Source organism: Nocardiopsis sp. LDBS1602, assembly GCF_035818715.1.
In the GTDB taxonomy this organism is placed as follows: domain Bacteria; phylum Actinomycetota; class Actinomycetes; order Streptosporangiales; family Streptosporangiaceae; genus Nocardiopsis; species Nocardiopsis alba.
The window spans coordinates 14474-31563 of record NZ_JAYLVW010000015.1 but is presented as its reverse complement, the minus strand read 5'-3'; the positions used below and the strand labels follow the sequence as shown (position 1 = coordinate 31563).

Sequence of the window (17090 nt, the reverse complement as noted above, 5' to 3'; positions counted from 1 at the left end):
GGGTCAGAACAGGACGGACATGACCTCGCCGACCTGGCGGAAGCCGACCCTCCGGTAGGTGGCGCGGGCCGCGGTGTTGAAGTCGTTGACGTAGAGGGTCACCCGGGGCGCGAACTCGGCGAGGGCGTAGGAGACCACGGCGGCCATGCCGGCGGTGGAGTGGCCTCGGCCGCGCAGGTCGGGGTGGACCCACACGCCCTGGATCTGGCAGACCTGCGGGGTGACGGCGCCGATCTCGGCCTTGAAGACCACCCGCCCGTCCTCGATGCGGGCGAAGGCGCGGCCGGTGCGGACCAGCTCCTCGACCCGGGCCCGGTAGAGCGCTCCGCCGTCGCCGGAGTCCGGCGGGACCCCGACCTCCTCGGTGAACATGGCCACGCAGGCGGGCACGAGGGCGTCGAGTTCACTGATACGGACGCGACGTACGAGGGGGTCGGCGGGTACCGCCGGCGGGCCGTCGATCTCCAGGACCGGCTGGCTGGCGCGGATGGCGCGGGCGGGGCCCCAGGCCGGTTCGATCTGTTCCCAGAAGTCGCCGACGGCCTCGACCGGGCCGACGATCGACGAACAGCGTCGTCCTCGCCAGCGGGCGTGGTCGGCGAAGCTGCGGATGGCTGCCGGTCCGGCGTTGACCGGGACGAGGTTGGCCCCGGAGTAGCACAGGGCGGTGAGCCGACCCCGCTCGACGTGTCCCCACACCTCGGCGCCGCCGCCACCGGAGATCCCGGTGGTGCTCAGGCGCGAGGCCACGAAGACGTTGCCCACGGGGTCGGCGTCCAGGAGCGCGTACACGGCCTCCCGATGGCGTTCGCCCAGAATCCGAACCGGTGCGGTCCGCAGCATCGCATCTCCCCATCTTCCCGTGGACCCGCCGGACCGGTATCCGGAACGGTCCGCGGTGCCACGACGAATGAGCGCCGAACCCAGCCTATTCGACCGACGCTTCGCTCTCACCCGGGTATTCGAGACCGATCGGTCCGAGTCGGTCCACCGGGGTGTGCGAGGAGCTCTGCGAGGTGCGGGGCTCCGGTTCGGGCCGCCCGTCACAGGTGAGGTCGGCCCCGCCCTCTCCGCGTTCGGGCAGGCGTCCCTCGCGGAGGTAGGCGACGACGGTCTCGTCCACACAGGTGTTGCCGGTGAGCGAGACTCCGTGGGTGATGCCGCCGTCCTCGATCACCAGCGAGGAACCGGGCAGGCGCTCGCGCAGGGCCAGAGAGCCCTCCACCGGGGTGGCGCCGTCGTGGGTGGCGTGCACGATGAGCGCGGGGCCGTCGTAGGCGGGGTGTTCGCCGGGGCCGTCGCCGACCTGGAACCAGGGCTCGGACTCGGCGCTCCAGGTGGCGCACGGAGCGTTGTACCAGGTGTTATGCCACCCCATGAAGGGGGCGTCCGCGTCGACCCCGCGCGCGTCGGCGGACCAGGTCCCCCATTCCCTCGGCCACACGGCGTCGGTGCACTGGACCGCGAGGTAGCCGCCGTAGGCGGGGTCGCTGCCGGCGTCGTCGCCGTAGTCCTCGTGCAGTTCCAGTAGCGGGGCGGAGTCGCCCTCGCGGATCCGGGCGGACAGGGCCCGGGCCACGTCGGGCCAGGTTCCGCCGCTGTAGGCCACCACGATCACGGCCCCCTCCAGTTCGGTGGGGCCGACCGTACCCTCGGCCGGGGTGGCGCGCAGTTCGGACCGCAGGTCGTAGTAGGCGCGGGCGACGGTCTCGCCGTCGGTCCCGAGGCCGTAGACGTCGTCGTGGCGGGCGACCCAGTCGAAGAAGTTCCGGGCGGCGCGGTCCAGCGAGCGGCTCTGCACGTGATTGCTCTCGTACCAGGGCCGGTCCGGGTCGACGACGCTGTCCAGCACCAGGGCGCGGACCCGGTCGGGGTAGAGCGCGCTGTAGACGGTGCCGAGGTAGCTGCCGTAGGAGTAGCCCAGGTAGTCGATGCGGTCGAGGCCCAGGGCCGCCCGGATGGCGTCCATGTCGTGGGCGGTGTCCTCGGTGCGCATGTGGTCCAGGATCGGTCCGGTGTTCTCGGCGCAGGCGCGGGCGTAGGCCTCGGCGTCGGCGCGCAGGGCCGCCTCCTCCCGCTCGTCGGCGGGGACGGTGTCCTTGCGGACCGGGGCGAAGAACGCGGGGTCACAGGAGACGGAAGGGGTGGAGGCGCCCATGCCCCTCGGGTCGAAGGCGACCACGTCGTAGATCTCGCGTAGCTCCTCGGGCATGCGCAGGTGGGTGTGGGAGGCCCAGCGGCGTCCGGCGCTGCCGGGGCCGCCCGGGTTGACCAGCATCGTGTGCTCGGCGGTACCGGTGGCGGGCACTCGTGAGAGTGCGATGTCCACGGTCTCGGCGAGGTCCCGGGTGTCTGCGGGGGCGACGTCACGGGCCAGGGGCACGGTGAGGGTCGCGCATTCGAGTGTCTCGTTCTCGACCGGTTCGAGGTCCTCGCAGGGCCGCCAGTCCAGGGAGCGCTGGTCGACCCGGGTGACGGGGGCCGCGGCCTCCGGGGCGAGCCCCTGCGGGGCGGCCTGGGCGGGGGGCATCGCCACCAGGGATGCGAGAAGGGCCCCTCCGCCGCAGAAGGCGACCCATGGTGTACCGGTTCGTGCTCGCACTGGTCCATCCTCCGCGTTCCGGTCGAATCGTCCACTGCATTCTTTCCATCACGGAGCGTGACGAGAGGAAACGACACGGGCCCCATTCGGGGTCTTCGGCGGTAACATGTGCCCTGGTCAGATCAGACGTGGACAAAAGGGGCGCAATGCGGCTGGATCGTGTCGATGAGCGGATCATCGCGATACTCGGCGCGGACGCGAGGATGAGCTTCGCCGAGATCGGGGGCGAGGTCGGCCTCAGCCCCTCGGCGGTCAAACGCCGTGTGGATCGGCTGGTCGAATCCGGCGCCGTGCGCGGCTTCACCGTCGTGGTCGAACCCGAGGCGATCGGATGGACCACCGAGGCCTTCATCGAACTCTACTGCCGGGCCCGCACCTCCCCCGGGGAGATCCGCACCGGACTGGCCGGCTACGCCGAGGTCACCTCGGCCTGCACCGTCACCGGGGACGCCGACGCCGTGGTACAGGTCCGCGCCCGCGACACACGCCACCTGGAGGAGGTCATCGAGCGCATAGGCGCCGAACCCTTCGTGGTGCGCACCAAGAGCACCCTGGTGCTGTCCCGACTGATCGATCGCCCCGTCCTCGCCGGCTCCGCCGACCTCTCCTAGGACCGCCGAGGGCGGCGACGGCTAGAGGTACCAGTGGGCGGCCAGGAACGCCCCCGCCCAGGTGAGGCCGAAGGCCACGGGGGCCACCAGCACGGGCACCGGTGACCAAGAACGGCGCATCCGGGACAGGCCGTCGTCGTGCCACACCCGATCCTCCCGGATCTCCTCCACCCGCGCGGAGATCCGCTCCGCCAACCGTTCGGCCGGGCCGGTGCCGAGGAACATGGTGGGCTGGGAACGCCAGTAGGTCCGGACCACCACGAGCCCCTCGTTCCTCGTGCGGATCTCGATCCGGGCGTCCTCGGTGACCCGCACGCTCTCCACATCGACCCACCGGACCCGGGTGACGGTCCGGAAACCCCCCGTGAGGAGCCCGTCCTCCCGCATCAGGGTCACGTAGCCGAAGGCGCTCGCGCACCAGGCCCACAAGAGGAGGAAGACGATGACATGGCCCCCGACGCCGAACCACGGGGAGATCTCCCACGCCGCCTCACCGGTATCGATGAGCACCGCGGAACAGGCGAAGAGAACGATGGGCGCGGACATGGCCGTCACCGGTGACCAGTGGACACTGCGGAGGGGGTCGCGCGCGGGGGTACGCATGGGGGAATCCCGTCGGGAGGTCCGGGCCCGGAGCGGGAACCGGGAGGGGCACCGGATCGATACCCGCGGGGACCGACGGAACACGCGCACCCGCGGGCCGAAAGCGGCCACCCCGCACGGGGCCCGGACCGAAGGACCCTTCCCCGCGTGAGAAGGGCCCCGGCCCACGTCGGAACGCGGGCCGGGGCCGGATACGCGAGGGAGCGCGCGCTCTCGGATCAGTCCTCGGGGAGGGCGACCGGGGCCATCTCGTCGAACAGGTCGCCCGGGCCGGGGTTGGTCGCGTCCGTCTCGCCACCGAAGTGGTGCATGACGCCCCACACCGCGTTCAGCGCGGTCTGCACCGCGCCCTCGGCCCAGCCGGCGGTCCAGGAGATGTCGTCGCCCGCCAGGAACAGGCCGCGGTGACGCTCCTCCAGGTCGTCCTGGCGGAAGTGGGTGAACAGGCGGCGCTGGTACCGGTAGTGGCCGGGCAGGTTGGCCTTGAACGCGCCCATGAAGTAGGGCTCGTCCTCCCAGGAGATCGTGACCGGGTCGCCGGTGATGTGCGAACGGATGTCCACGCCCGGGTAGATCTTGCCCAGCGAGGCCAGCATGACCTCCAGCCGCTCGCCGGCCGACAGCGGCAGCCACTTGAGCGAGTCGTCGCACCAGGTGTAGGACATGCAGATCGCGGCGGGCGCGTCCGGGTCCTCCCCCTCCAGCAGGTAGGTGCCGCGGGTCATACGGTCGGTGAGCGTCATGCTCATGACGTCACGGCCGGTCTCGGGGTCCTTGTCCCGCCAGAAGGCGCGGTCCACCGGAACGAAGAGCTTCGAGGACTCCATGTAGTGGGTGCGCTCGATCGCGGTCCAGTGGTCGATGGGCAGCAGGTCGTCGTCGCAGTCGATCTTGGACAGCAGCATCCAGGCCTGGCCGGTGAAGACCGCGGTCGGGAAGGTCCGGGTGGAGCCGGAGGCGTCGGTGACCGTGATGTTGCCCTCGGGACGCCCCTTGGCCGCGGTGCGCCGCAGCGCGGTCACGGCCGGACGCGGCTCGCCGTCGTGCAGCGAGGCGAGGGAGGTGCCCTGCGCCCAGTACACGAGCTTGTCCGGGGCGTCCTCCCACAGACGCAGTGGGAGCCGGTCGACGCCGCCGACGATGCCCATGTGGTCGTCGTCCGCGCCGGTGTAGGTGACCCGCAGGATCTCCAGAATGGAGTTGGGGAAGTCGGTGTCCCAGCCGCCGGTGCCGAAGCCCACCTGGCCGAAGATCTCCCGGTGACGGAAGGAGGAGAAGGCCGGGGAGTCGCACAGGAAGCCGTAGAAGGTCTGGTTGTCGAGCCTTTCGACCAGGCGGTTCCAGATCTCCTTCTGGGTGGCGACGTCGCGTTCGCGGATGGCCCGCTGCATGCGGGTGTGCTCGACGCTCTCCAGGGTCCGGTCCCAGGCCCGCGCGACCTCGCGGTAGACCTCGGGAAGGTCGTCGAGTTCCGTGGCGTAGTGCGACTCGCCCTTGAGGTCGACGACGGTGCTCGGGGTCGAGGAGGCCAGCGGGTTGGGGAAGGGCGTGGTGCGCAGGCCGACCCGGTCCACGTAGTGCCAGAAGGCGGTGGAGGACGGCGGGAAGCGCATGGCGCCCATCTCGGCGACGACGTCGTCGGGGCAGCCCTTCATCCGCTCGGTGCGCAGACGTCCGCCGATCCGGTCGGCCTCGTACACGACCGGCTTCAGGCCCATCTTCATGAGCTCGTAGGCGGTGACGATGCCGGACAGGCCACCGCCGATCACCGCGACCTCGGTGCCGTGGTGTTCGGCGGGCACCTGGCCCAGCCCGGCGGGGTGCGCCAGGTAGGAGTCGTAGGCGAACGGGAAGTCCGGCCCGCACATGTTCAGGGGAGGTTCACCCTGGGAAGCGGTTCCGGCGGCCGTGGGCACGGCAGACGTCATGGGGCCCTCCTTCACTGGGGCTGGATCGTGGGTGTGGCGGTGGTGGGTGTGGCGGTGATCGGTCAGCGGTGGCCGTACAGGTCCGCTCGACGATCGTCCATGTAGGACTGTTCGGCCCGGACCTCCGCGACGGCGGCCGGATCGACGTCGCCGAACAGCAGTTCCTCGTCGGGGCCGGCGCGCAGCAGTTCGCCGCCATCGGGGCCGACCAGGGTGCTCAGCCCGACGTAGTCGAGATCGCCCTCGGTGTCGCAGCGGTTCACGTAGGCCAGGTGGATCTGGTTCTCCATGGCCCGGGCGGGCACGAGGAGGGTGGCCACCGAGGTGGTGGGCGCCATCAGGCCGGTGGGCACGACCAGGAGGGTGGTACCGGCCAGGGCGTGCGCCCGCACCATCTCGGGGAACTCCACGTCGTAGCAGACGAGGAGGCCGATACGGTGTCCGCCCAGGTCGGCCTGGACGATCGGCTCCGCCCCCGGGGAGAACAGGCTCCGGTCCAGGTCGCCGAACAGATGGGTCTTGCGGTAGAGCGCGAGGGAGGCCCCCGTGGCGTCCACGAGCCGTACCGCGTTGTACACGTTCCCGTCGGCGAGTTCGGGGAAGCCGTAGACGATCGCCACGCCGGTGTCGGCGGCGATGCGGGCGACCTCCTCGAAGAGAGGGCCGTCGGCCGGCTCGGCCAGTTCCCGCACCCGGGGGCCGATGTTGTAGCCGGACAGCGACATCTCGGGACCGACGAGGAGGGCGGCGCCCTCGGCCGCGGCCTCGCGGGCCCGATCGGCGAGACGGCTCAGGGAGGAGGCGGTGTCGCCGCTACGTCCGGTGCCCTGGTCCAGGGCCACGCGCAGTGGTGCGGGCATCGCTCTTTCCTCCGTATCGTCGCTGATGGGACCGTTCGAGGACGTTCCCGAAGGCCGCTCCCACTCTAGGTGGACGAGGGCGTCGGAAGCGTGTGCCGGAGCATCGACCTGTTGCGAGTTCGCGCGCTCCGACGCCGGTTCGTTGCGCGGTGACGCACGTCCACGCCGGTTACCGTCCTGGAGGAGAACACGGGGGCGCTCCGGAGGATTCCCGCCCCCGCCCGTTCACCGTCGCGCCCCTGCCCCCTGCTCCCCCTCCTCGGTCAGTTCGGCGGCGGATTCGGTCTGGATCCGGGCGACCTCTTCGAGGAGGTCGGCGAAGGCCTCCAGCTCACGCGCGTCGTAGCGCTCCAGGAGTCCGTCGAGGCGCCGGAGGAAGCCGGCGAACAGCCGTTGGACGTCGCCGGGGAGGTCGGGGCCGAGCTCGACCAGGACCCGCCGACCGTCCCGTTCGTCCTTGCGTCGACGGACGTAGCCGCGCCGTTCGAGGCGGTCGGCGACCCCGGTCACCGAGGCGGGGGCCAGACCGCACAGTCGCACGAGCTCTCCCGCGGTGAGCGGGCCGTTCTCCTCCAACAGACCGAGGATCTTCCAGTCGGTCACGCCGATACCGAGCCGATCGCCCAGCGCGGTGTGGAACATGACGGCCGCGTTGCTCTGGTGCCGCCCGGCCTCCGAGACCCGGGCCCGCGCCCGCTCGAGGCGCTCGTGTTCGACGTTCTCCTCGTCGGGTGTTGACATCGATCGCCACTCCTTCTTAATATTTCGTTCGAGCGAAAGAAATAACTGGGCGACACCAGACTACCCGAGGTGGTTCTCATGCGTGTTCTGATCATCGGCTCCGGAATCGGCGGCCCGGTGGCGGCGACCGCCCTGCGCCGCGCGGGGATCGACGCCACCGTCTTCGAGGCCCACGACGGCCCCGGCACGAACCTCGGCGCCCACCTCGGGCTGGCCCCCAACGGCCTGGCGGTGCTGCGCTCACTCGATCTGCTGCGCCCGGTCCTGGAGGCACCCGGGACCCTGCCCTCCTCCAGGATCGAGTTCCGCGACGGCCGGGGACGGATCATGGGACGCCTGTCCGACGGATCCACCGAACTCGAACCGGAACTGCGCAGTGTGAGCGCACGACGGGGCGTGCTCCAGACGGTCCTGGCCGAGACCGCCGCCGACCTGGGCACCACCGTCGAGTACGGTCGCCGCCTGGTCCGCCACACCGACACCGGGAGCGAGGTGATCGCGGAGTTCGCCGACGGGTCCGTCGAGAGGGGCGACGTCCTCGTCGGGGCCGACGGGATCCACTCCGTCGTGCGCCGCTCCCTGTTCCCCGACGCCCCCGCGCCGACCTACACCGGCCTCCTCGACCTGGGCGGACGGACCCCGAACGCGGGCGCCCCGCCCACCCCGTCGGACACCTCCCGGCTGATCTGGGGACGTCGCGCCTTCGCCGGCTACCAGACCGCGCCGGACGGGGACGCCTACTGGTTCGTCAACGTTCCGCATCCCGAGCTCACCCGGGAGGAGATCGCCGCACGCCCGGACTCGGAGTGGAAACGTTTCGCCCTCGACCTGGCGATCGACCGGACCGGCGACCTCGACACCGTGCTGCGGGCCTCCGAACCGCGCCTGTTCCGACCGCGCGGTGTGTACACCATCCCCACCCTGCCGCACTGGCACCGAGGCCGGGTCGCGCTCCTGGGCGACGCCGCCCACGCGCTGCCCAACTCCAGCGGCCAGGGGGCGTCGATGGCGATGGAGGACGCGCTGGTCCTGGCCATGTGCCTACGGGACTCCGACACCCCGGAGCGCGGTCTGGCCGCCTACGAGCGGATCCGCCGGGGGCGGGTGGAGGCGATCATCGAGGAGGGCACCCGGAGGGGCGACCTGAAGCTCGTCACCCATCCCGTGGGGGTCTTCCTCCGCGACCGGTTGCTGCTGCCCCTGGTGTTCCGCCGGGCGGCCGGGGCCGGCGGCCACTCCCCGATCTTCGACCACAGGGTCGACTTCGACGCGCCCGTGGCCACATGAGACGGGGCGGCGGGGAGATCTCCTCTCCCCGCCGCCCCGTACCCGTTCGAGCGGTCCGCGTCAGACGCGGACGTCCACCTCGGGCTCGTCCTCCAGCGCCGAACGGCGCATGCTGTAGCCGAAGTAGATGATCAGACCGACCACGAGCCAGGCGCCGAAGGCGATCCATACGCTCAGCGACATGCTGAACATCAGGTAGGCGCAGGAGAGCACGCCCAGGACCGGGGTGACCGGGGCGCCCGGCATACGGAAGGAGCGCTCGAGGTCGGAGCGGGTCCTGCGCAGCACCAGGACGGCGACGTTGACCAGGGCGAAGGCGAACAGCGTGCCGATCGCGGTGGCGTCGGCGAGCGGGCCGAGCGGGATGAAGGCGGCCAGGGCGGCGATGAACACCGAGGTGATGACGGTGTTGGCGCGCGGGGTGCCCTTGGCGTCGACCTTGGAGAAGGCCTTCGGGATGAGGCCGTCGCGCGACATCGCGTAGAGGATGCGGGTCTGGCTGTAGAGGACGACCAGAACCACGCTGGCCAGCGCCAGGACGGCGCCGGCGGCGAAGACGACCGCCCAGATCGGGGTTCCGGTGACCATGGTCAGGATCCCGGCCAGCGTGGTCTCGCCGTCCGCGAAGTCGTTCCAGTCGAGGGCGCCCACGGCGCTGAAGGCCACCAGGCAGTAGATCGCCGTCACCAGGATCATGGAGAACATGATCGCGCGCGGAAGGTCGCGCTGCGGGTTCTTGGCCTCCTCGCTGGCGGTGGAGGCCGAGTCGAAGCCGATGTAGGAGAAGAACAGGGTGGCTCCGGCCGCGGAGACCCCGGCCATGCCCATCGGCATGAAGGGCGCGAAGTTGCCCCGCTGGACGGCGGTGATCGCGATGGCCACGAACATGACCAGGATGAGGACCTTGATCGCGACCATGACGGCGTTGACCCGGGTGCTCTCGCGCACCCCGGCGAGCAGGGCGAACATCGACAGGAGGATGACGACCGCGGCGGGCACGTTGACCACGCCGCCCTCCAGGGGGCCGGCCAGCAGCGCGGGGGGAAGCGCCAGTCCGGTGGTCAGGTGGAGCAGCTCGTTGATGTACTGCCCCCAGCCGACACCGACCGCGGCGATGGAGACGCCGTAGGTGAGCATCAGACACCATCCGCACACCCAGGCCATGAACTCGCCCATGGTGGCGTAGGAGTAGGAGTAGGCCGAACCGGAGGCGGGGATCATCCCGGCCATCTCGGCGTAGGCCAGCGCGGAGAACAGGGCGGTGATGCCGGCCAGGACGAACGCCACGATGACGGCGGGGCCGGCGATGGGCACGGCCTCGCCCAGGACCACGAAGACACCGGTGCCCAGGGTGGCCCCGATACCAATCATCGACAGTTGCCAGAATCCCATGGTGCGGCGTAGACCGCTGTCGCTCTCGGTCTCGGCCACCAGCTTCTCGACCGGCTTGCGTCTGCTCAGACGCCGACCGAGTGTGGGCGCGACCGTGTCCCCCTTGGCGGGTGTCTTCTGGTCAACCACGAATCGACTCCTCGATGTTCTGCGGGTGGACACGGAGGGGATAACGCCGCATCAGACCAACGGAATCCCAAATGTGCCCCAGGCAACATTAATGCTGTTGCCTGAGTAACATGACCCACATTCGTTGCGTTTGTCGTGTTCAGTCGCCTTGTTCGTGCGTATCCGCGCAAGAAAACGTCACCGAACGTGACACTTGCCACAGATGGATACCCTGGGTAACAGCGCTTTTCTGACCTGCGACGACACCACTCGACACCCACCGGCACCTGTAAGCGCCACCGTGCGGGCTGTTCCCTCCCCCGGAAACGAGTGAGGGGGAGCACGGCCCACGCCGCACTCCCCCTCACGAACGCTCGATCCCCGCGGGGCCGAGCGTGGGATCAACCGGTCACCGAGACACTGGGCTCACCCTCGGCCCCGGCCTCGCCCATCTCCTCGGCGATGCGCATGGCCTCCTCGATGAGGGTCTCGACGATCTTGGACTCGGGCACGGTCTTGATGACCTCGCCCTTGACGAAGATCTGACCCTTGCCGTTACCCGAGGCCACACCCAGGTCGGCGTCACGCGCCTCACCGGGACCGTTGACGACGCAACCCATGACGGCCACGCGCAGCGGCACCTCCAGGCCCTCCAGACCGGCGGTGACCTCCTCGGCGAGCGTGTAGACGTCCACCTGGGCGCGGCCGCAGCTCGGGCAGGAGACGATCTCCAGGCCGCGCTCGCGCATGCCCAGCGACTCCAGGATCTGGGCGCCGACCTTGACCTCCTCCGCCGGCGGGGCCGACAGGGAGACGCGGATGGTGTCGCCGATGCCCTCCGAGAGCAGGGCGCCGAAGGCCACCGAGGACTTGATCGTGCCCTGGAAGGCCGGGCCCGCCTCGGTGACGCCCAGGTGCAGCGGGTAGTCGCAGGCCTGCGACAGCAGACGGTAGGCGTTGACCATCACGACCGGGTCGTTGTGCTTGACCGAGATCTTGATGTCCCGGAAGCCGTGCTCCTCGAACAGCGAGCACTCCCACAGCGCGGACTCCACCAGCGCCTCGGGGGTGGCCTTGCCGTACTTGGCCAGCAGACGCTTGTCGAGAGAACCGGCGTTGACGCCGATCCGGATCGGGGTGCCCGCCTCACCCGCGGCCTTGGCGATCTCGGCGACCTTGTCGTCGAACTTCTTGATGTTGCCCGGGTTGACGCGCACGGCCGCGCAACCGGCCTCGATGGCCGCGAACACGTACTTGGGCTGGAAGTGGATGTCGGCGATCACCGGGATCTGCGACTTCTTCGCGATGATCGGCAGCGCGTCGGCGTCGTCGTTGGTGGGCACGGCCACCCGGACGATCTGACACCCCGTGGCCGTGAGCTCGGCGATCTGCTGGAGGGTCGCGTTGATGTCGGAGGTGCGGGTCGTCGTCATCGACTGCACGGACACCGGGGCGTCACCGCCCACGGGAACGTTCCCGACCATGATCTGCCGCGTCTTGCGCCGGGTCGCCAGCGGGCGCGGCGGAGTTTCGGGGATACCGAGATCGACGGTCACGCTTGATTCACCTCGTCTGCCGCCGGAGGGGGGCGGCACTTGATGTCGCGGTTCGTGGGAGCGAGGGGCGCCGAAGCGGCGCCGGCTCCGCGTTCGGGTGCACCGTTCGGTCGGCCGATGGGCCGTGCCGTCGTTCCCGGAACGCGCACCCAAGGTTACCCGCCTCCGAAGCACCGCTCCGCCCCTCGTGGCGGCACTCACACCGGTTCGTCCCCTGTTCACCCCCGCATCCGCCCCGAGACGCGCCGAGGGGCACGGATGTTCCGTGCCCCTCGGTGGTCTTTCGGCCCGGCCGGATCGATCAGCCGAACAACAGGACCGGGTTGAACAGATCGGCCACGAGCAGGATGACGCTGAACACCAGGAAGCAGGCCACCACCACATAGGCCACGGGGGTGAGCATCGCGATGTCCACCGGCCCCGGGTCGGGGCGTCGGAACAGGCGCGCGGCCCCGCGCTTGATCGACTCCCAGATCGCCCCGGCCATGTGCCCGCCGTCCAGCGGCAGGATCGGCACCAGGTTGAAGGCGAACAGGAAGAGGTTGACGCCCGCCAGGATGCTGATCATCAGCGCGGCGGTGTCCGCGACCGGCAGCCCCTGCGACATGATCTCGCCGCCGATGCGGGAGATGCCGACGATCCCGACCGGTGAGTCCTCGGTGCGCTGTTCCCCCAGGAAGGCGGCGCCGAACACCTCGGGCACCTTGCTCGGCAGGGCGATGATCGCCTGGCCGACGTTGACCAGCATGTCGCCCGTCTCGGAGGCGGACTCGGCGACCGTGAGGGTCTCCCGCTCCTTGGCGAAGACGATGCCCAGGAAGCCGACCGTCTCGCTCTCCAGGACACGACGGCCCTGCTCGTCGTAGACGTGGTCGCCCTTCTCATCGGTCTCGTAGATGAAATCGCCCTGGGCGTCACGGGCGGGCAGTTCGCTCTGGATGATGTCGACGGTGGTGGTGAAACGCTCCCCGTCCCGCTCGACACCGAACTCGGTCGGGCCGTCGGCCGCCCGGATCTCCCGGTTGGCGTCGACCCACTCGGGGGTCTCGGTGCCGCCCACGGAGACGATCACGTCGCCGGGCAGCAGCCCCGCCTCCGCCGACGGGGTCGGCGGCAGGTCGTCGGTGCACTCGGTGGCGGTACTGCCCATGGGGGCCACACACTCGGTGACCAGGCCGATCTCGGTGGTGTCCTTGTAGACGCCGATGCCCATGAAGAGCACGCCCAGCAGGGCGACGCCCAGGATCAGGTTCATCGCGGGACCGGCGAACATGACGATCAGACGCTTCCAGGGGGAGCGCTGATAGAACTGCCGGTCCTCGTCCTCGGGGCTCAACTCGACGTAGGAGGCCTCACGGGCGTCCTCGGCCATGGCCCGCCACCGGGACATCTTCTTCGCGCTCTGATCCGCCTCGCGACGGGACGGCGGGAGCATGCCCACCATCCGCACGAAACCGCCCAACGGCACCGCCTTGACGCCGTACTCGGTCTCGCCGCGCTTCGTCGACCACAGGGTCTTGCCGAAGCCGACCATGAACTCGGTGCACTTGATGCCGAACATCTTGGCCGTGGCCATGTGGCCGAGTTCGTGCCAGGCGATCGAGAGCAGCAGTCCCAGGACGAGCAGGATGATCCCGACCACGGTCAGCAGCACGACCATGTATCTCTCCTCAAGCCAGAATCGGTCCTCAGCCGCGCGCCAGCAGCTCGCGCGCGCGGGTTCGGGCCCAGGTGTCGGCGGCGTACACGTCGTCCAGGGTCAGGGTCGAGGCTCCCGGGCGGTCCGTCCGCTGGTGTTCAGAGACTACCTGGGAGACGGTGTCCATGATCGCCGGGAACGCGAGCCTTCCACCGAGAAAGGCGTCGACGGCCTCTTCGTTGGCCGCGTTGTAGACGGCCGGGGCGGTGCCGCCCTCGGCGCCGACCTCGGCGGCGATCCGCACGGCGGGGAAGGCCTCCTCGTCCAGGGGCTCGAAGGTCCAGCTCTGGGCCTTGGTCCAGTCCATGCCCGGGGCGGCGTCCGGCACCCGTTCGGGCGCGCCGAGGCCGTAGGAGATCGGGATCATCATGCTCGGCGGGCTGGCCTTGGCCAGGGTGGTGCCGTCCACGTACTCGACCATGGAGTGGACGATCGACTGGGGGTGGACGACCACGTCGATCCGCTCGAAGGGGATGTCGAACAGCAGGCTGGCCTCGATGACCTCCAGACCCTTGTTGACCAGGGTCGCGGAGTTGACGGTGATGACCGGGCCCATGCTCCAGGTCGGGTGGTCGAGCGCCTCGGCCGGGGTGACCTCGGCCAGGTCCTCGCGCTTACGGCCGCGGAAGGGGCCGCCGCTGGCGGTGATGACGAGACGGCGCACCTCGTCGCGGCGGGCGTGCACCAGCCCCTGGGCCGGGCTGGCCAGCTCGCCCTCGGGCAGATACGGGAAGCACTGGGCGAGGGCGTAGTGCTCGGAGTCGACCGGGACGATCTGCCCGGGGGCGGCCAGGTCGCGCACCAGCGGGCCGCCGATGATGAGGGACTCCTTGTTCGCCAGGGCCAGGGTGGTCCCGGCGCGCAGCGTGGCGAGGGTGGACTCCAGTCCCAGGGCCCCGGTGATCCCGTTGAGGACGACGTCGCAGGGGGAGCCGGCCAGCTCGGCCACGCCCTCGGCCCCGGTCAGCACCTCCGGTGAGGCCCCCCGCTCCTTCAGCGGACGGGCGAGATCGGCCGCCCGTTCGGGGTCGGCCACCGCCACCCGCTCGACGCCGAGCCGTGCCGCCTGCTCGGCGAGCAGATCCACGCGTCCGCCGCCCGCGGCCAGCCCCACCACCCGGAAACGTCCGGGGTTGCGCAGGACGATGTCGATGGCCTGGGTCCCGATGGATCCGGTGGACCCGAGGATCACTACTGTTCGCTGCTGTTCTTCTCGCACCGTCCCATTGTCGCCCACCGGCACGGGGCTCCGCCGTGCTTCGGGGTTCCTCGACCCGGGCGACATCGTGGCGTCACGGGAGGTTTACAGGCGGGCGCGTATCGCTTAACTTGACCACTGAGTAAGTTACCTCACAGTAAAGTGAGACGCCGAACACGGCCGGTCCGACCGAACGCCGGCCCTCCCCCCGATGGTGAGGCGCGACGACCCATCGGAACCTCTCCCCCGCCCCGAACGAGGTTTCGCCATGATCCCCGTCAGAACCCGTGCCCGCGTCGGCACGCTCCCCCGTGTACTCGCCCTGGCGGTGACGACCGTACTCGTCGCCGCGTTCCTGTCCCCGGCCCCCGCCGCCGCCCAGAGCGTGGGCTCCACCATCACCTACGAGACCATCGCCGGCCACGGCGGCACCGAGCTGAGGGCCAAGGTCATCACCCCGACCGGTGTCGAGGGCCCGCACCCGCTCCTGGTCATGCCCTCCGCCTGGGGCACCCCGCACATCCTCTACGTCGGCGCCGCCAAGAAGCTGGCCGAGGAGTCCGGCTACCAGGTGGTCGCCTACACCTCCCGGGGCTTCTGGGACTCCGAGGGCGGCATCGAGGTCGCCGGCCCCGAGGACCGCGCCGACGCGAGCGCCGTCATCGACTGGGCCCTGGAGCACACCGAGGCCGACCCCGAGCGGATCGGCATGGCCGGCATCTCCTACGGCGGCGGCATCAGTCTGCTGACCGCCGCCGAGGACGACCGGATCGGAGCGGTCGCCTCCATGAGCGGCTGGGCCGACCTGGGCGCCTCCCTCTACCCCGGCGAGACCGTCGACGTGCAGTCCGCCGAACTCCTGCTCCTGGCCGGCAACCTGCTCGGGCGCCCCGGGGCGGCTTTGGAGGAGATCGAACGCGAATACCGGCGCGGCAACATCCAGCCCGCCCTCGACCTGTCCCCGGACCGTTCCGCCGCCACCAAGGTGGACCGGATCAACGAGAACGGGACCGCCGTGATGATCGCGCACGGCTGGAACGACGGGATGTTCCCGGTCGGGCACATCACCGACTTCTACGAACGACTCTCGGGCCCCAAACGGCTGATGCTCACCCCCGGAGACCACGCCACCCCCGAGGCCTTCGGCGCCGTGGGGCTGCCCAACGAGGTCTGGGAGGACCTGGCCCGCTGGTTCGACCACCACCTCAAGGGCGAGGACAACGGGATCGGCTCCGAGGACCCCGTGCGCGTCAAGCCCAACAACGGTCGCGGCGGATGGACCTCGCACCCCGACTGGGCTTCGGTGACCACCGGGACCGACGAGTACTACCTCGGCGAGCCGAGCAAGGACTGGCTGCGCTGGCAGAGCTCCGGCGCCATGGAGACGGAACCGGCGACCGGCTGGGACTACGACTTCCGGACCGGGATCGGCACGACCGCGCGCAGCGGCACGGTGATCCTGTCGGGCGCGCTCCAGCAGTTCTTCGACGTGCCCACCGGGGTCCTGCTGCCCACCGTGGACCGGTACCGGGCGGCCGTGTGGACCAGCCCCGCCTATCCGGACGGCGCCCGGGTCGCCGGCACCCCCGAGGTGACGTTCACGTTCACCCCGACCGCCGTGGACCAGTCGGTGTTCGTGTACCTGTACGCGATCGACTCCCGGGGAGTGGGCTCGCTGCTGAGCCACGCCCCCTACACCCTGCGCGACGGCACCCCCGGCACCCCCGTGACGGTGGAGACCGAACTGTCGTCGGTGGTGTGGGACGTCCCCGCCGGACACCGGCTGGCGGTCGTGGTCGACAGCCGCGACGCCCGCTACCTCTCCGAGAGCACCGTCGGCCACCGCGTCGAGGTGACCTCCCCCGAGGAGAACCCCACCCGCGTCTCCATTCCCCTGTCTCTTTAGTGTTCGCTTCGGCCACCCACCCCCTCGTGGTGAGGTAGGAGGGTGGGTGGCCGTCACACCCCCTGGGGGGTTGAGATAGGAGAGCGGGTGGCCGTCACACCCCCTGGGGTTGCTGTAGGAGACCGTGCACCGGTCACCACAGGGGGTCGAGGTAGGAGAGCACGTGACCGTGACACCCCAGGGGGTAGAGGTGGGAGGGTGTGTGGCCGTTACACCCCAGGAGGTTGAGGTAGGAAGGCGTGTCACCCTTACACCCTGCCTGGGTCAGGGTCCGAAAGTGTTTGCTTTGGCCCTCCGCTGGCGCTTCGGGCCGTGTTCGGGCGCCAGGGGAGGCGGGAACCTTCGGCACCTTCGGTGTGGTCACTCGTTCCTCGCGACCCCACCTGCGGCACCTCCAGAACCCCGCCGGCGCCCGAACGGGCAACCCCCCGGGGCCGATGTAGGAGACCGAGTGTCGGTCCCACCCCAGGGGTGAAGGTAGGAGATCGGGTGGCCGTCACACCCCCTGTGGTCGGGGTAGGAGATCGAGCGGCGGGTCACACCCCAGGGGTGAAGGTAGGAGATCGGGTGGCCGTCACACCCCCTGTGGTCGGGGTAGG

The 17090-nt window shown here is 70.3% G+C and carries 13 protein-coding genes; 3 read left to right on the top strand and 10 right to left on the bottom strand.

Annotation, left to right across the window (positions count from 1 at the left end):
• Positions 1–3 precede the first annotated feature (3 nt).
• Both U9J66_RS25520 and U9J66_RS25515 read right to left on the bottom strand, forming a co-directional pair.
• Positions 4–843, bottom strand: a complete 840-nt coding sequence (locus tag U9J66_RS25520) for a GNAT family N-acetyltransferase (protein ID WP_014909790.1) — start codon at positions 841–843, stop codon at positions 4–6.
• A gap of 85 nt (positions 844–928) precedes the next feature.
• On the bottom strand, positions 929–2602 hold the full coding sequence (locus tag U9J66_RS25515) for an alpha/beta hydrolase (RefSeq protein WP_014913121.1): 1674 nt from the start codon (positions 2600–2602) through the stop codon (positions 929–931).
• Between the two features lie 146 nt (positions 2603–2748).
• On the opposite strand from U9J66_RS25515, the gene U9J66_RS25510 reads away from it, so the two are divergent.
• Entirely contained in the window at positions 2749–3213 is a 465-nt protein-coding gene (locus U9J66_RS25510; protein WP_014910969.1) for an Lrp/AsnC family transcriptional regulator, read from the top strand.
• 21 nt (positions 3214–3234) lie between these two features.
• Here the strand turns inward: U9J66_RS25510 and U9J66_RS25505 are convergent, their stop codons facing one another.
• The 4 genes from U9J66_RS25505 to U9J66_RS25490 form a co-directional block, all read right to left on the bottom strand.
• Complete coding sequence (locus U9J66_RS25505) at positions 3235–3816, bottom strand: hypothetical protein (protein WP_237449920.1); 582 nt, start codon at positions 3814–3816, stop codon at positions 3235–3237.
• A gap of 218 nt (positions 3817–4034) precedes the next feature.
• A complete protein-coding gene (locus tag U9J66_RS25500) occupies positions 4035–5744 on the bottom strand; it encodes a flavin monoamine oxidase family protein (RefSeq protein WP_014908855.1) in 1710 nt (569 codons plus the stop codon).
• A gap of 62 nt (positions 5745–5806) precedes the next feature.
• Positions 5807–6604 (bottom strand): carbon-nitrogen hydrolase family protein, encoded by a 798-nt coding sequence (locus tag U9J66_RS25495; RefSeq protein ID WP_326338996.1) that lies wholly within the window; start codon positions 6602–6604, stop codon positions 5807–5809.
• Between the two features lie 225 nt (positions 6605–6829).
• Positions 6830–7345, bottom strand: a complete 516-nt coding sequence (locus U9J66_RS25490; protein ID WP_014909924.1) for a MarR family transcriptional regulator — start codon at positions 7343–7345, stop codon at positions 6830–6832.
• Positions 7346–7423: 78 nt separating this feature from the next.
• Between U9J66_RS25490 and U9J66_RS25485 the strand changes: the two genes are divergently transcribed.
• On the top strand, positions 7424–8632 hold the full coding sequence (locus U9J66_RS25485) for an FAD-dependent monooxygenase (RefSeq protein ID WP_014912946.1): 1209 nt from the start codon (positions 7424–7426) through the stop codon (positions 8630–8632).
• Positions 8633–8692: 60 nt separating this feature from the next.
• Here the strand turns inward: U9J66_RS25485 and U9J66_RS25480 are convergent, their stop codons facing one another.
• The 4 genes from U9J66_RS25480 to dxr all read right to left on the bottom strand — a co-directional run bounded on the left by U9J66_RS25480 (position 8693) and on the right by dxr (position 14579).
• Entirely contained in the window at positions 8693–10153 is a 1461-nt protein-coding gene (locus U9J66_RS25480) for an amino acid permease (protein WP_042285008.1), read from the bottom strand.
• A 380-nt stretch (positions 10154–10533) separates the two neighbouring features.
• On the bottom strand, positions 10534–11688 hold the full coding sequence (ispG, locus tag U9J66_RS25475) for a flavodoxin-dependent (E)-4-hydroxy-3-methylbut-2-enyl-diphosphate synthase (RefSeq protein WP_014910877.1): 1155 nt from the start codon (positions 11686–11688) through the stop codon (positions 10534–10536).
• Between the two features lie 301 nt (positions 11689–11989).
• On the bottom strand, positions 11990–13348 hold the full coding sequence (locus U9J66_RS25470) for a M50 family metallopeptidase (protein WP_017533615.1): 1359 nt from the start codon (positions 13346–13348) through the stop codon (positions 11990–11992).
• A gap of 28 nt (positions 13349–13376) precedes the next feature.
• A complete protein-coding gene (gene dxr / locus U9J66_RS25465) occupies positions 13377–14579 on the bottom strand; it encodes a 1-deoxy-D-xylulose-5-phosphate reductoisomerase (protein WP_326339009.1) in 1203 nt (400 codons plus the stop codon).
• 274 nt (positions 14580–14853) lie between these two features.
• Here dxr and U9J66_RS25460 point away from each other — a divergent pair, with 274 nt between their 5' ends.
• Positions 14854–16491 (top strand): CocE/NonD family hydrolase, encoded by a 1638-nt coding sequence (locus U9J66_RS25460; RefSeq protein WP_017533613.1) that lies wholly within the window; start codon positions 14854–14856, stop codon positions 16489–16491.
• The last annotated feature ends 599 nt before the right edge of the window (positions 16492–17090 follow it).

What these genes read in the sequence shown, in the direction of transcription:
- U9J66_RS25520 (WP_014909790.1), bottom strand. Translation starts at nt 843, where the DNA reads ATGCTGCGGACCGCACCGGTTCGGATTCTGGGCGAACGCCATCGGGAG.
- U9J66_RS25510 (WP_014910969.1), top strand. Translation starts at nt 2,749, where the DNA reads ATGCGGCTGGATCGTGTCGATGAGCGGATCATCGCGATACTCGGCGCG.
- U9J66_RS25505 (WP_237449920.1), bottom strand. Translation starts at nt 3,816, where the DNA reads ATGCGTACCCCCGCGCGCGACCCCCTCCGCAGTGTCCACTGGTCACCG.
- U9J66_RS25500 (WP_014908855.1), bottom strand. Translation starts at nt 5,744, where the DNA reads ATGACGTCTGCCGTGCCCACGGCCGCCGGAACCGCTTCCCAGGGTGAA.
- U9J66_RS25495 (WP_326338996.1), bottom strand. Translation starts at nt 6,604, where the DNA reads ATGCCCGCACCACTGCGCGTGGCCCTGGACCAGGGCACCGGACGTAGC.
- U9J66_RS25490 (WP_014909924.1), bottom strand. Translation starts at nt 7,345, where the DNA reads ATGTCAACACCCGACGAGGAGAACGTCGAACACGAGCGCCTCGAGCGG.
- U9J66_RS25485 (WP_014912946.1), top strand. Translation starts at nt 7,424, where the DNA reads ATGCGTGTTCTGATCATCGGCTCCGGAATCGGCGGCCCGGTGGCGGCG.
- U9J66_RS25470 (WP_017533615.1), bottom strand. Translation starts at nt 13,348, where the DNA reads ATGGTCGTGCTGCTGACCGTGGTCGGGATCATCCTGCTCGTCCTGGGA.
- U9J66_RS25460 (WP_017533613.1), top strand. Translation starts at nt 14,854, where the DNA reads ATGATCCCCGTCAGAACCCGTGCCCGCGTCGGCACGCTCCCCCGTGTA.